This is a genomic window from Gordonia sp. L191 (genome assembly GCF_030077625.1).
In the GTDB taxonomy this organism is placed as follows: Bacteria; Actinomycetota; Actinomycetes; order Mycobacteriales; family Mycobacteriaceae; genus Gordonia; species Gordonia polyisoprenivorans_A.
In genome coordinates this window covers 2,333,313-2,347,205 of sequence record NZ_CP125996.1, presented here as the reverse complement: position 1 = coordinate 2,347,205, position 13,893 = coordinate 2,333,313, and the positions used below count along the sequence as shown (strand labels likewise).

The 13,893-nt window shown below is 66.8% G+C and carries 14 protein-coding genes; 7 read left to right on the top strand and 7 right to left on the bottom strand.

Going from position 1 to position 13,893, the window contains the following annotated elements:
- Window positions 1–9: 9 nt before the first annotated feature.
- Together QNM97_RS10650 and QNM97_RS10645 are read right to left on the bottom strand one after the other, a co-directional pair.
- Window positions 10–1,041 (bottom strand): polysaccharide deacetylase family protein, encoded by a 1,032-nt coding sequence (locus tag QNM97_RS10650; RefSeq protein ID WP_283822695.1) that lies wholly within the window; start codon window positions 1,039–1,041, stop codon window positions 10–12.
- A complete protein-coding gene (locus QNM97_RS10645) occupies window positions 1,028–2,221 on the bottom strand; it encodes a methyltransferase domain-containing protein (protein WP_283822694.1) in 1,194 nt (397 codons plus the stop codon). Before QNM97_RS10645 ends, QNM97_RS10650 begins: the two co-directional genes overlap by 14 nt.
- Before the next feature lie 280 nt (window positions 2,222–2,501).
- On the opposite strand from QNM97_RS10645, the gene fadD5 reads away from it, so the two are divergent.
- Window positions 2,502–4,106 carry a fatty-acid--CoA ligase FadD5 gene (gene fadD5, locus QNM97_RS10640; protein ID WP_283822693.1) on the top strand — a complete coding sequence of 535 codons (1,605 nt, stop codon included), beginning with the start codon at window positions 2,502–2,504 and terminating at the stop codon, window positions 4,104–4,106.
- A 55-nt stretch (window positions 4,107–4,161) separates the two neighbouring features.
- Here fadD5 and QNM97_RS10635 read toward each other — a convergent pair whose 3' ends face one another.
- Window positions 4,162–5,013 (bottom strand): 3-hydroxybutyryl-CoA dehydrogenase, encoded by an 852-nt coding sequence (locus tag QNM97_RS10635; RefSeq protein ID WP_283822692.1) that lies wholly within the window; start codon window positions 5,011–5,013, stop codon window positions 4,162–4,164.
- A 152-nt stretch (window positions 5,014–5,165) separates the two neighbouring features.
- Here QNM97_RS10635 and QNM97_RS10630 point away from each other — a divergent pair, with 152 nt between their 5' ends.
- Both QNM97_RS10630 and QNM97_RS10625 read left to right on the top strand, forming a co-directional pair.
- Window positions 5,166–5,957 carry a PfkB family carbohydrate kinase gene (locus QNM97_RS10630; protein ID WP_283822691.1) on the top strand — a complete coding sequence of 264 codons (792 nt, stop codon included), beginning with the start codon at window positions 5,166–5,168 and terminating at the stop codon, window positions 5,955–5,957.
- 68 nt (window positions 5,958–6,025) lie between these two features.
- A complete protein-coding gene (locus QNM97_RS10625) occupies window positions 6,026–7,390 on the top strand; it encodes a hydroxysqualene dehydroxylase (RefSeq protein WP_283822690.1) in 1,365 nt (454 codons plus the stop codon).
- Between the two features lie 74 nt (window positions 7,391–7,464).
- Here the strand turns inward: QNM97_RS10625 and QNM97_RS10620 are convergent, their stop codons facing one another.
- Complete coding sequence (locus QNM97_RS10620; protein WP_208791290.1) at window positions 7,465–8,517, bottom strand: YihY/virulence factor BrkB family protein; 1,053 nt, start codon at window positions 8,515–8,517, stop codon at window positions 7,465–7,467.
- A 176-nt stretch (window positions 8,518–8,693) separates the two neighbouring features.
- Here QNM97_RS10620 and QNM97_RS10615 point away from each other — a divergent pair, with 176 nt between their 5' ends.
- Entirely contained in the window at window positions 8,694–9,074 is a 381-nt protein-coding gene (locus QNM97_RS10615; protein ID WP_283822689.1) for an ArsR/SmtB family transcription factor, read from the top strand.
- Between the two features lie 3 nt (window positions 9,075–9,077).
- Window positions 9,078–9,566 (top strand): SRPBCC family protein, encoded by a 489-nt coding sequence (locus QNM97_RS10610; protein ID WP_208791292.1) that lies wholly within the window; start codon window positions 9,078–9,080, stop codon window positions 9,564–9,566.
- Here QNM97_RS10610 and QNM97_RS10605 read toward each other — a convergent pair.
- From QNM97_RS10605 to QNM97_RS10595, 3 genes are all read right to left on the bottom strand, one after another.
- On the bottom strand, window positions 9,532–10,224 hold the full coding sequence (locus QNM97_RS10605; protein ID WP_283822688.1) for a phosphoribosyltransferase: 693 nt from the start codon (window positions 10,222–10,224) through the stop codon (window positions 9,532–9,534). The two genes, QNM97_RS10610 and QNM97_RS10605, sit on opposite strands and share 35 nt — an antisense overlap.
- Window positions 10,225–10,312: 88 nt before the next feature.
- On the bottom strand, window positions 10,313–11,185 hold the full coding sequence (locus QNM97_RS10600; RefSeq protein ID WP_283822687.1) for a Cof-type HAD-IIB family hydrolase: 873 nt from the start codon (window positions 11,183–11,185) through the stop codon (window positions 10,313–10,315).
- A gap of 125 nt (window positions 11,186–11,310) precedes the next feature.
- Window positions 11,311–11,934, bottom strand: a complete 624-nt coding sequence (locus tag QNM97_RS10595) for an LGFP repeat-containing protein (protein WP_283822686.1) — start codon at window positions 11,932–11,934, stop codon at window positions 11,311–11,313.
- 216 nt (window positions 11,935–12,150) lie between these two features.
- Between QNM97_RS10595 and QNM97_RS10590 the strand changes: the two genes are divergently transcribed.
- Both QNM97_RS10590 and QNM97_RS10585 read left to right on the top strand, forming a co-directional pair.
- Window positions 12,151–12,795 carry a pentapeptide repeat-containing protein gene (locus QNM97_RS10590; RefSeq protein ID WP_283822685.1) on the top strand — a complete coding sequence of 215 codons (645 nt, stop codon included), beginning with the start codon at window positions 12,151–12,153 and terminating at the stop codon, window positions 12,793–12,795.
- Between the two features lie 53 nt (window positions 12,796–12,848).
- Window positions 12,849–13,889, top strand: coding sequence for a DUF8017 domain-containing protein (locus QNM97_RS10585; RefSeq protein ID WP_283822684.1), 1,041 nt, complete (start codon window positions 12,849–12,851; stop codon window positions 13,887–13,889).
- Window positions 13,890–13,893 lie beyond the last annotated feature (4 nt).

The following is a 13,893-nucleotide window of genomic DNA, read 5'->3' as shown; positions in this document are numbered from 1 at the left end:
AGCCGCGGGCTACCGAGTCCTGAGCAGATGGTGATCGTCGCGAAGCCATCGGGCGAATCCGTCGCCGTCCATCTCGGTGGCGTGCAGACGGGGGAGCGCGTGACGGTTGTCGCCGTCGGTCGCGGGCATCGACACGCTCGTGCAGCCGACGGCGATCCCACTGTCGCGCACGATATCCCGCGCGCTCGCGTCGAGTCGGCCGAACGGATAGGCGAAGTGGGCCGCCGGACCGCCACGGAGTTCTTCCACCATCCGATGACCGCCGGTGATCTGTGCGTGCTGACGGGACGGGTCGGCGTCGGTGAGCGAGACGTGGTCGAGGGTATGGCTACCGAGGCCGATCAGGGGATGGGCGGCGAGTTCGGCGAGTTGTTCGGCGGTGACCGGCAGACGTGCGGCGACCGGTGGCTGCACCGGCGCCCCGGACCACTGCAGAAGGGCGTCGACCGCATCGCCCTGTGCTGCGGGCTCGAGAAGCACGATCGCGTCCCACAGCGTGCGGAACAGCTTTTGCCGCGCGGTCACCGGTGGGGCGGCGTCGGCCCGCCACCCCTCGAGTCGTGCTGCGTCGTCCGGACTCTCGTTCACGACGAAGCACCGGGGTGCGCCGCCGAAGGTCCACCGCAATTGTTCGGGTAGCGCGGGTGGATCGAGGATGGCGCGCTGCAGTGCGTCCCACCAGAATTCGCGCGTACGACCCACGGCGTTGCCGACCACGAAGATCGTCGCCGGGATCTCGAACCGCTCGAGGATCGGCAGGGCCGCGGTGAGGTTGTCGGCGTATCCGTCGTCGAAGGTCACCGCGAGGCGTGCGCCGTCGGAAGTGTAGGCGCGGTCGTCGGCAAAGGCGTCGAGCCCGACCGGCGCGCGCGCAGCCGCCAAGACCTCCATGTGTTCGGCAAAGGCCTTGGGGGAGACACAGATCGCCCACGGATCGCACCGCTGCACGCAGACGCAGTGGTACATCAGGATGCCACCCCGCCGACGATGCCGTCGGACCCGGGAGCGCAGCACCCCGAGCGCGGCCCTACTTCTCGACATGGAACCAGGTCTCGCTGCCACCGGTGTCGGTCTCGACGGTCTCGGTGCGGACCGTCATGCCGTCGAAGTGGGCGAGGAATTCCTCTCGCGGGAGTTGCAGGGTGGGTATCGGTTGTTCGTTGTCGAGTCGTAACTCGCTGTCGCCCAGTGGCACCGACAGCATCACCGTCAACCGGCCGCCGGTGCAGGCAACGGCGTTGCGAAGGATGCGACGCCACGCCCAGGTGTGTTCGAGCACATGGGGGAGCACGATCGAGCGGGCCTGGGTGGTGCGGTCCTCGAGCTCACGCACGGTCAGTGCGCCCCAGTCGGCGACGGGTGAGGTCGCGTCGGTGGCGCCGAGGAACTCGGCGATCGAGCCGTATCGCGGGTCGGTCAGGTCCAGCGCCGGCCCGACCGGTGTGTCGGCTGCCGGCCGGTGGCGCTGATCGAGATCTCCCTTGCGGGCGGCGACGGTGAGGATCACCGGATACTCCGGGTCGACCACATCGAGCTCGGAGCGACGCAGCTCGTCCTGTGCCATTCCGTGGAGGAATGCGGTGGCCGACAGGACATTTCCGAACGCCCGCGCGTCGACGTTGCCGGGCGGGAACGTCGTGTCGAACAGTCGTTGCATCGACAATCGGGTGAACGACCAGTACCACGTCGAATTCCACACCGGGTCGGCGACCTGACTGATGCCCGGTGCCGTGCACAGCAGCACTCCGCCCGGTGCGAGGAGGCGGTACAGGGTGCGCACCGTTGCGCGCAGATCGAAGATCATCTGCAGCGTCTGGGTGAGGATGATGCAGTCGTAGGTGTTGCTCGGTACCTCGGGCGCGTCGGTGAGGTCGGTAACGTAGGTGGCGCCGGCGCCGTCGGACACGTGGAGCATGTCCGACCGGGTGACGCCCTGGCCGAAGCGCTCGGTATAGGTGCGCTCGCCGATCTCGAGCACCGATCCGGTGATCAGTCGCCCGTGTTCGGCGAGGAAGTTCTCGATGTAGTACCTGTCGACGGGACGTCCACGCGCCGAGCCGTATTCGCGGCAGATCGGTTGGGTCCGGCGCAGATCACCGAAGCGGACCCGGCCCACCCGCGGGCGTTGCCGGCGCTCGTTGAGCACCCGAATGGCGCGGCGGTAGTTGTCCTCCCCGAGTACCGCACGTGCCATCGACGTCCTGGTGGTCTGCTGCACCATCTCCGCATCCGTTCCATGTGATGTCGTGGCGGTGTCGCGTCGTGGCGGACATGCCACGCCGAGCCACCCGTCCTCTGAGTTAGGTTAGGGTAACCTGTGAACTTTCCGAGGGTGGTGCCGCCCCCCGGAACGGACGAAACGCCCATCGTCGGACCAAGCCGGGCGAACGCTCCCGCAGCATCCGTGCCGCGCTCTACTGTGATGAGGAACACCAAGCGCGACCGGGGCGCACGCGGAGTTGGCGTGAACGTGCGCACCCATGATCACAGGGAGAGTGCGTATGACCGCGACCACCGAATCGACCGCCGACCTGACCACCGAACCGCTGCGTTCGCGACGCAATCACTGGAACAACCAGGTCCGCAGGCATGCCTTCATGACCCCCAACCGACCGGCGTTGCGGTTCCTGGGCCAGACCACCACCTGGCAGCAACTCGATGAGCGTTCCCGGGCCTTCGGTGCGGCGCTGGCCCGGCGGGGCGTCGGATTCGGCGACCGCGTACTGATGGCGCTGCTCAACCGCGCCGAGTATGTCGAGGCGGTGTTGGGCGCCAACCTGATCGGTGCGATCCCGGTGCCGGTCAACATCCGGATGAGCCCGGCCGAGGTGGGCTACCTCATCACCGACAGCGGTGCACGGGTCATCGTCACCGAAACCCTGCTCGCACCCCTGACCCAGGCGGCCGCCGCCTCCACCGGCGGCATCGACCACACGATCGTCGTCGGCGGCAGTGAGGTCCCCGACCACCTCGACTACGCCGATCTGATCGCCGAGGACTCTGCCGATCTCCCCGAGATCGATGTGCCCGAGGACACCGTGGCGTTGATCATGTACACCTCAGGTACCACCGGAAAACCCAAGGGCGCCATGCTGACCCATCAGAACCTGCAGGCGCAGGCGGTGACGACGATCGCCGCGGCCCAGGACCACTACGACGCCGACGTGGCCTCGGTGGTCCCGCCCATCTTCCACATCGCGGGCATCGCCGCGTTCGCGCCGGTGTTCTACCGGGGAGTGCCCGCCGTGATCCACCCGCTCGGCGCGTTCGACCCCGACGACATGCTCGACACCCTCGAACGGGAGGGCACGACGTCGGTGTTCATGGTGCCCGCCCAGTGGCAGGCGGTGTGCGCCGCTCAACGGGTCCGGCCGCGAAACCTCAAATTGCGCACCATTAGTTGGGGTGCTGCACCCGCGTCGGACACGGTGCTCAACGCGATGAACGAGTCGTTCCCGCAGGCGCTCAACATGACGGCTTTCGGGCAGACCGAGATGTCGCCGGTCACGTGCATCCTCGAGGGGAAGGACGCGCTGCGCAAGATCGGGTCGATCGGCAAGGTGGTGCCCGCGGTCACCGCCCGGATCGTCGATCCGATGATGAACGACGTGGCACCCGGCGAGGTCGGCGAGATTGTCTATCGCGGACCCAATCTGATGAAGGGCTACTGGCAGAACCCGCAGGCAACCGCGGATGCCTTCCGCGGCGGCTGGTTTCACTCCGGAGACCTCGTCCGTCAGGACGAGGACGGCTTCCTCTTCGTCGTCGACCGAGCCAAGGACATGATCATCTCGGGCGGTGAGAACGTGTACTGCGCCGAGGTGGAGAACGTGCTCTACGGCCACGAGAAGATCGCCGAGGCCGCCGTCATCGGACGTGCCCACGAGAAGTGGGGCGAGGTCCCGGTGGCGGTCGTCGTGCTCGCCGAGGGCGCCGACGACCTCACGCTCGACGACCTCGAGCCCTATCTGAACGAGAACCTGGCCCGCTTCAAACAGCCCAAGGATCTCGTCATCGTCGACGAACTACCGCGCAATGCCGGCGGCAAGGTCGTCAAACCGCGCTTACGTGAGGCCTACGGCAGCAAGGACACCGGCCTTCACTGACAACCGGACCGCCCCCGGTGACCGCGCAGACGTTGGCCACCGGGGAGCCAGGCGGTCAGCCGGCGTAGTCGTAGAAGCCCTTGCCGCTCTTCTTGCCGAGGTAGCCGGCTTCGACCATGCGCGAGAGCAGCGGCGGCGGCGCGAAGTGCGGCTCGCGGAACTCCTGATAGAGCGATTCGGCCACGTCGAGGATGACGTCGAGACCGACGGTGTCGCTCAACGTCAGCGGGCCCATCGGGTGAGCGCAGCCGTTGACCATGCCGGCGTCGATGTCCTCCTTGGAGGCGTAGCCGCTCTCGTACATGCGGATGGCGCTCACCAGGTACGGGACCAGCAGTGCGTTGACGACGAAGCCGCCGCGATCGCCCGCCGCGATCGTGCGCTTTCCCAGGTGATCCCGCGCGTAGACGGTGACCGTCTCGATGGCCTGCGGCGAGCTCGCGAGACTCGAGATGATCTCGACCAGGGGCATCACCGGAACCGGGTTGAAGAAGTGGACCCCCACCACGCGCGACGGGTCGGCGACGTCCTTGGCGATCCGGATGATGGGGATCGACGAGGTATTGGTGGCCAGGATCGCCTCGGGCGCGGTGACCTTGTCGAGTTCGGCGAAGAAGCCGACCTTGAGCGACTCGACTTCGGGAAGCGCTTCGATCACCAACTCACGATCTGCGAAATCGCCGACGGAGGTCGTCAGGGTCAGCCGCGACAGTGCCGCGGTGGCGTCGTCCTCGGAGATCTTGCCCTTGCTGACGCCACGGCCCAGAGACTTCTCGATGCGGGCACGAGCCGCATCGGCGGCGGTGTCGTCGCGCTCGAGTACGAGTACGTCATCGCCGGCGCGAATCGCGATCTCCGCGATACCGGCACCCATGGTGCCGCCGCCGACCACTCCGAGCTGTGTCATGAAAACCTCCACGTAGGCAGTAGTGAACCGACGCCAAGCGTAGTGCGATGCGCGCCGACGCAACCGACACCCTGGTTCACGCGTCGGGAGGCGGGCGCTGGCAAGCTGGGGGAGGCACCGCCGGAGGAGATCGAGCAGAGGGAGAGTGCACCGTGGCCACCGTGTCGTACGTCATCGCAGGTTCCGAGGCAACCGGAGGCGCCGGTCTGCAGGCTGATCTGCGCACATTCGCCCAGCTGGGCACTTACGGAATAGGGACCATCACGTGCATCGTCTCCTTCGATCCGAAAGCCGGATGGGGACACCGATTCGTGCCGATCGCCGCGCCGGTCATCGCCGATCAGATCGAGGCGGCGACCGTTGCCCATGAACCCGAGGTCGTCAAGATCGGGATGTTAGGCACTCCCGAGACGATCACGACCGTCGCCGAGGGTTTGCGCGCCCGACCCTGGCGACACGTCGTCGTCGACCCGGTCCTGATCTGCAAGGGTCAGGAACCCGGAGCCGCGCTCGACACCGACAACGCCCTGCGCGAACACATCCTGCCGCTGGCCACCGTCGTGACCCCCAACCTGTTCGAGGCCGCGACACTGGCCGGAATGGACGAACTGACCGACATCGACGCTCTCGCCGAAGCGGCCCGGCGGATCGCCGATCAGGGTCCGGCCGTGGTGGTCGTCAAAGGCGGCGTTGGCCTACCCGGCGACGATGCCGTCGACGTGGTCTATGACGGTTCGGAGGTCACCGTGTTGCGCGCACCCAAGGTCGGCGAGGAGCGGGTGTCGGGTGCCGGCTGCGTCTTCGCTGCGGCGACCACGGCCGAATTGGCCAAGGGCGCAGACGTTCTCGATGCGGTTCACACCGCCAAGGAGTTCACCCACGCCGGGATCGAAACCCGGATCTCCTCGACCGCTCCGTTCGACGCGGTCTGTCCCCGGCTCTAGTCGGCCGGCCGGTGACCCCGAATCTCCGATTCCTCCCATGGAACGGATCGGCCGATTAGTCTCATCGCATGCATTGTGTGGTGATCGGTGGCGGATTGGCGGGACTGGCGTCGTCGGTGTGGCTGAGTGAGGCCGGACACCGGGTGACCCTGCTCGAACGCCGGGGATCGCTGGGCGGACGAACGATCTCGATGCCGGTCGCCGCGGTCGATGACGTCCCGGACAACGGTCAGCACGTCTTCGCCAGTGGCTATGAGCATCTGATGCGCTACCTCGACAGCGTCGGCACCCGTCAGCACGTGGCCTTTCCCGGCCACATGACGATCCGGATGCCCGGTGGCGCGACGCGCCGCTCGGCCTTCGGCGGGATCGCTGGGCTGCGTGCGGCACTTGGTGATCTGCCGGGTGTGCGCGGACTCGACCGGCTCCGGACCGCGCGTGCGCAAGCGCTGCTGATCCGGCAGGCGCTGCGTCAACCCGAGTGGCTCGATCAGATCACCGCCGACGAGTGGTTCCGCCGGCTCCGGATGCCCACGTCTGCGCGAGAGGCGTTGTGGGACGGCATCGTCATCGGGCTGACCGGCGACAAGCCGGACATCTCCTCGGCCAAGGTTCCCGCCGACCTCCTGGTGACCGGTATCCGCAGGGCGCGGCAGACCCGGACGCCGATCTCCATCGGTTATCCGACGGTGGATCTCGACACGCTGTTCGTCACCGGTGCACAGAAGGTCTTCGCCGATGCCGGCGTCGAGGTCCGCCATCGGGCGGTGGTCCGGGCGGTCGAGGTCGTCGACGGGGCCGTCACCGGGGTCACGGTCACCGACGGCGAGTTCCTCTCGGCCGACGCGGTCATCTGCGCGGTCCCGGTGTGGAGCATCGGCGGACTGCTCGATCAGGTACCCGGTCACGACGAGATCTATTCGGCGAGCCAACATTTGACGCCCGTACCCATCGTCAGCGTCAACCTCTACCTGGACCGCCCGATCGCCATGGACGATTGGGGTGAGATCCTGCACGGTGGCGAGGGTGTCCTGGAACAGGTGTGGGATCGCCAACGGATGCACGGCCGGGATGCGGCACGCGGATATCTGTATTCGACCACCGTCTCGGCGGCCTACGATCTCATCGGCAAATCCAATGCCGACATCACCGACCTCCAGATGCAGATGCTGCGGCGCTACTACCCGGGCGCCCGGCGCGCGGAACTGATCCACGGTCACGTGGTGCGGATGCCGAAATCGACCTTCGCCCAACGGCCCGGGACTGCCGACATCCGGCCCGAGCAACGCACGTCGGTGCGCGGTCTGGCGCTGGCCGGGGATTGGACCCGTACCGATTGGACCACCACCATGGAGGGCGCATGTCAGAGCGCCGCCCGCGCGGTGGAGGTGATTCTCGAATTCGCCGAATCGCCCCATCCCGAGTCACGCTGACCGGAGTCACGCTGACCCGATTCACACCAACCCGAGTCACGCCGACCCGCCCGAATGGATCGGCCGGTGCGCGTTCAGCTTTCCGGGTCGCTGCCCGATGGTTGGCTGCCGGATACGTTGTCTCCGGATCCCTCGTCACCGGATCGGTTGTCGGCGGGGCGTTTGTCGGCGGAACGTTTGTCGAAACTCACCTGGATCTCCTGAAAGCCCTTGTGGCGCTGCGCCTTGGCTTGGGCCGCGTAGGCCGCCTTGTCGCCGGAGGTGAGCACCACGTTGTCGGTGAAGGGGGTGAGCATCGAGCGTGGGTAGAGCTTGTCGACCCGCACGGCATTGGCCTCGAGGCAGAACACGACGAGAATCGCCGCGATGTAGAGAAACGCGAGCAGACCCAGCACCACGGCGAACACACCTGTCGTCGCACTCGCGTTGGCGATGACATGCTGGACGTAGATGCTGCCGAAGCTCTGCAGGGCCTGCCATCCGATCGCGGCGGCGATCGCGCCCGGCAGCACGTCTCGGACGCCGAGCTCACGCACCGTACCGATGCGGAAAGCCACCACGAACAGGACCGCGGTCAACACCAGTGATCCCGCGATCGACAGCCATTTCCCCGTGGTGCCGAGGTCGACGGCCGCGATTGCGCCGTTGACCACGGTCAACCCGATGATCGCGGTGCCCACTGTCGACAGCAGCAGCATCCCGCGCAGACGCACGCGAATCGGATCGGGTCGGTCGTTGCGTGGCACCGCCCAGACGACGTTCATCGCGTTCTGGATGGCCACGGCGACGCCGAGCCCACCGTAGAGGGCGCCGACGACACCGATCGTCACCGCCACCGTTCCTCCGCTGAGCTGCCCGGGCTGTCCCAGCTCGGAACCGATCACCGGGATCTGCGACATCGCCGAGTCCACGATTCGCTCCCGCAGTTCGGGGTTGTCGCGCAGAACGAACTCCAGGACCGTGGTCAACAGCAACAGCAGCGGAAACAATGAGATGAACCCGTAGTAGGCGAGCAGTGCCGCGAGGTAACCACCCTGGTCGTCGAAGAACTTGTACGCCACCGCGAGGGGATAGCCGCTCAGCGGATGGCGACGCTGGAAACGGTCGACACCAGCGCTCAACGACATCGCACTCCACCTCGCTCGACGGTTCCAGCTCTCGATCACTTCGTCCACGATCATCACCGACGGCGCCGTCCTGGTGACGGAGGACAGCGCAACGACGGCGTGTTGGTCCGGTCCCACCTCGATCAGTTGTCGCGAAGGCTTGACAACATACAACCACTTGGTTGTATGTTGGACTCGTGATCGAGGACGACGAGGATCGCGCCGATGCGATGTTCCACGCGTTGGCCGACCGCACCCGCCGCGACATCATGCGGCGGGTACTGGCCGGCGAACACTCGGTCTCGGCGCTCGCGGCGAACTACGACATGAGTTTCGCCGCAGTGCAAAAGCACGTTGCCGTGCTCGAACGATCAGGGCTGTTGACCAAGCGGCGTCAGGGTCGCGAGCAATTGGCCACCGGTGACGTGCACGCGGTGCGTTCGGTGGCGACGATGCTGACCGACCTCGAGCAGATCTGGCGCGGCCGGATCGGGCGGATCGACGACCTCATCGCCGACACCGTGGACCGGGAAATACACACACACGACACCGAAGTTGTCAGACACCAGGAGGATTGACCCATGCCCGTCACCGACGTCACCCACGACATCGATTCCCGAACACTGACCATCACCGCGGAGTTCGCGGCCCCACCGTCACGGATCTGGCAGATTTACGCCGATCCCCGTCAGCTGGAACGTATCTGGGGTCCGCCGAGTCACCCGGCCACCTTCGTCGACCACGATTTCACGCCAGGCGGACGGGTCACGTATTTCATGACCGGGCCGGAGGGGGAGAAGTACGCCGGTTACTGGATCATCGATTCCCTCGACGAGCCGCATGGATTCACCTTCCGTGACGGATTCGCCGACGAGGATTTCACCCCGGTGGACTCGCTGCCGGTCTCGGTCAACGAGTACAGCTTCGCCGACAAGGGCGGACGTACCGTGGCGACCTACCTGAGCAGATACGAGACCGCCGAGGCCTTGCAGAAGGTCTTGGACATGGGCGTCGTCGAAGGGGCTTCGGGGGCAATCAATCAGATCGACGATTTCCTCGCCGCCGGATAGTGGGCCGCGTCGCGTCGAGCATCGCGCAGACCTGCTCGTCGGTGAGTTGGGCGAAATCGTCGTACGCGCCGCCCACGCCGCGAAAGTGCTGTGGGGTCATCGGACAGATCACGACATCGGCCTCGGGAAAGTCGCGGTCGACACCTTCGGGGCCGACCGGGACCGCGACGATCAACTCGGCCGCGCCCTGGCGCCGCAGCGTGCTCAGGGCAGCACGCATCGTGGCGCCGGTGGCGACGCCGTCGTCGACGAGCACGACCGTCCCGCCCGCCACGTCCAGCATCGGCGCACCGCCGCGATAGACGCGCTCTCGACGGTTGAGTTCTTCTGTCTCCGTGGCGATCACCGCATCGAGATCGCGTTCGGTGGTGTGGGTGCGCGCGATGATCTCGCCGTTGGTGACGATCGTCCCATCGGCGGCGATCGCACCGGCGGCCAGCTCGGGTTGTCCGGGGACCCCCAGTTTGCGGACCAGGCAGATGTCGAAAGGACACCCGAGGTCGGCGGCGACCGGTAGCCCGACGAGGATGCCGCCGCGCGGCAACGCCAGCACCACGAGACCGGCGCGCCCGCGCAGGTGTGACAACGACGCGCACAATCGGCGACCGGCGTCGGCACGGTCACGGTACGGGCGGTCGGATCTCATCGTTTCCAGCATCCACCCGCAGCGCTCCCGGCGTCCGTCGAACCGGGTGAAAAAACCGCCGGCAGCGCAGGACGCGACGATGCCGATGGACCTGCTCGTGTCACCGCAGGTCGGGTAGGCCGAGCGCGGCTCGCACCGTGCGGACCACTCCGTTCTCCGCGTTTGACGGAGCGAGGTGGGCTGCGGCCGAGAGGATCTCGGGATGGGCATTGGCCATGGCGTAGGAATACTCGGCGGTGCCGAGCATGGCCAGATCGTTGAGATAGTCGCCGAACACCATGGTCTGCGCGGGGGTGATCCCGAGGCGTTGCTGCACGGCGCGCACCGCCACCGCCTTGTCCACCCCGGGCGCCATCACGTCGAGCCAGTTGCGTCCCGAGACGACCACCTGCATCGCACCCTCGATGGTGGTCATCCGTGGCGCGGTGTCCTTCTCGACGTCGTCGAAGTCGTAGATCGCGACCTTGACGAAGGGACCGTCGATGCCGCGGAGATCCTCAACGATCTGATGCGAGTGATAGTAGGGACGCACCTGGGCGAGAAAGGGCTCGTCGGATCGCTCGACGAACGCGGTTTCGGGGCCGCACAACACCACACCCACGTCGACGCCCGCCGTCGCGAGTTCTTGCGCCGCATCGAGGACATCGCGTACCGCGGCCGCGTCCAGTGTTGTGACACTGAGCTTTTCGGACCCTCGCGCGACCACAGCACCGTTCTCCGCGATCACCACCATCTCGGGTAGGGCGTGGCCGAGTTGATCGAGCAGCGTTGCCGCCTGCCGTCCGCTCGCCGGGCTGAAGACGATACCGCGGCGATCGAGTTCGGTGAGCAACGGCCACAGCGACTCCGGGATGCGCTTGTGCTCGTCGAGAAGTGTGCCGTCCATGTCGGTGACCACCAGCCGTAGGTCGGTGGGTACCGGCGGAAGGTGCGTTGTCGCTCGCTCCGGCGAGGCCATGTCGTCTCCGGTCACGCGATACGGTAACCCGCGCCCGGCCGGCGGGCCAAGGCGCCAGTGGGTGAGCCTTGCACGGTCGGGGCGGACAGGACTGCGCCCCAATCGGTTCGACCGATCGGGGCGCAGCGTCCACGCTCGGTCTACGCGGCCGGAACGACCTTGCCGTTCACCGTGACCTCGACCTTGTCGGTCGCGGAGTCCCAGGTGATCTTGCCGTGTTCGAAGGTGGAGGTCCGAAGCGTGCCGGACTCGGTCTCATCGCTCGTTGCGGTACCGAGTGGCCCCTGCGAGCCACCCTTCCCGTCGGTGGCCGGCTGACCGGCAGCGTCGCGCGGCACATTCCACGCGTCGCGGATCTTGCCCCACGTGATGTACGCCGGCGTACCGGACTCGGCGTTCTTGGCGGTGATGACCCCTCCGTCGAACTGCTGGTACACCACGCCGTTGGCGCCCGTTCCGGACGCGTCCGCCCCTGTCCTCGGCTTACCCAGGTCGGTCTTCTGTTTGGCGGTCGCGGCCTCGTACTTCGTCGCGATGGGTCCGGTCAGGGTGACAGTCGTGCTGTCGGCTGCGGTCAGTGCGACCGACGCGCCCTGCGCCTGGGCACCACTGGAGGAGGACGCGCTGCTCTCGCTCATCATCGATGATGCGGCCGACGAGGACGATGTCGCCGAATCGCTGTTGTCGTCACCACAGCCCGCTGCGGTCAACACAGCCACGGACACCGCGGCGACACCGACTGCCATTCGCATGGTCTTCTTCATGATTTCCCTTCGGTTCTCACTGTTCTCGGCCAAGCGGATGGGCCCATCGAAAACGACCCATTCGGCAGGCTAACGAAGTTGTCATCATGAATCCAGGGTTCGCGAAGAACAGAATCCGGCGTGTCGACGGGCGATCATCCAGCCCCGGTGCTCGAAGCGGTGGCGTCCGGACGCATTACGCTCGTCTGCACCACCCGAGGAAAGGACGTCGCACACGTGGCGAAACGACCACAGATCGAGACCCTGACCCTGACCTCCGCAGAGGTGGGCGATGCCGACCTCCTCGAACCGTATGCGACTGTCGAACTCGTCCGGCTCACCGACGTCGACCTCTCCGGACGTGACCTGAGCGGGTTGGAACTGTCCGGGTGCCGGCTGACCTCGGTGTCGCTGGACGACACCGATCTGACCGGCGCCCGACTCGTCGAGACCCGGCTCGAGGGGCTCAACGCGCCACGGATGTCGATGCCGCGCAGCTTTGTACGCCAGGTCGAGATCGGCGCGAGCCGCATCGGCGCACTCGATCTCTTCGAATCCCGGATTCGGTCACTGGTGGTCGACTCGTCGAAGATCGAGCTGGCCAACTTCCGCGGCAGCGACGTCCGCGACGTGCTGTTCCGGGGGTGCATCATCGGTGACCTCGATCTCGTCGACGCCACCGTCACACGTATGGCCTTCGAGGACTGCACGGTGACGACACTCGATGTCCATCAGGCGACACTGTCCGACGTCGACCTACGTGGACTCGACATCGGCACGATCCATCACCTCGACGGATTGCGGGGATGCACCATCGACAGCGAGCAGGCGCTCGGGCTCACCGGGCACTTCGCGGCGCACCTCGGCATCGCCGTCGACTGACTCAGTCGGGTGATACCGTGGCTGCCCGTGCACGGCGACCTCGGGGGAGATCAGTGAGCCATCCGACACCGGGCAACCAGCCGGACCCAAATCAGCAGCCTGATCATCGACACTACGGCTTCGTGCCGCCCGGCTACCAGCAGCCGGGCTCCCAACAGCCGGGCCACCAACCACCCGGGTATCCGACCGAACCTCATTGGTACCCGGGGGCTGCGTATCCGGGCCACCCCATGGCGCAGCAACCACCAGCCTGGGACGCCGGAACACCGGGCGGCCCCGGCGGGCCGCCGCGCGGTGGGGGCAGCGGCAAGGCACTCGCGGTCATCGCCGCGGGAGTGATCCTGATCGTCGTCGTGGCCGTCGCTGCGGTGGTACTGGTGGTGCGCTCCACGCATGACGATCACGACACCTCCGCCAACGCTGCGCAGTCGTCGTCGGCACTCCCGAGCACCACCACTCCCACGCCGTCCAGTTCACCTTCGGCATCGGCTCCGGCAGCCGCGCAATGTCCACCGGCCACCGCCGCCCCCGATACCCCGGCCGGATGGCACACCGTCGCAGGCAAACGCGGTCTGGCCTATGACGTCCCGTCCAACTGGAAGGTGGCGAGCTGCGGCACACTCGTCGGCTGGGAGAAGCGGTGCAACGACGGCCCTTTCGGCTACTGCGCGATCCGAACCATGACCGGTGCGGCCACCCTCGACGCACCCGGCTGTGGTGACAACTCGGTCGCGGTCTCCGGGCTGCCGGGTGCATCGAACACCACCGACATCGACAAGGCGGTTCGTGCGGAGGCGGCGCTGGTTGCCGACATCTATACCTCGGACTCCGGACACGTCCCGACGGTGCAGCTCGGCCCACCCCGACAACTCACCGTCGGCGGGGCTCCCGCGGTACAGATCGTCGCATCGGTGAGCGATATCGCGACCTCGAACTGTGTCGGCGCCACCGCCATTCATTCCATGGTGGCCACGACGGTGCCCGGACAGCAGGGGTGCGTGCTCTTCGTCATCTCGGCTCCGCAGGGCGTTCCCGACGCGGTCAGTCCCGCCGTCGTCGCCGAGATGGTCTCGACGCTGCGCCGGGCGAGCTGAGCGG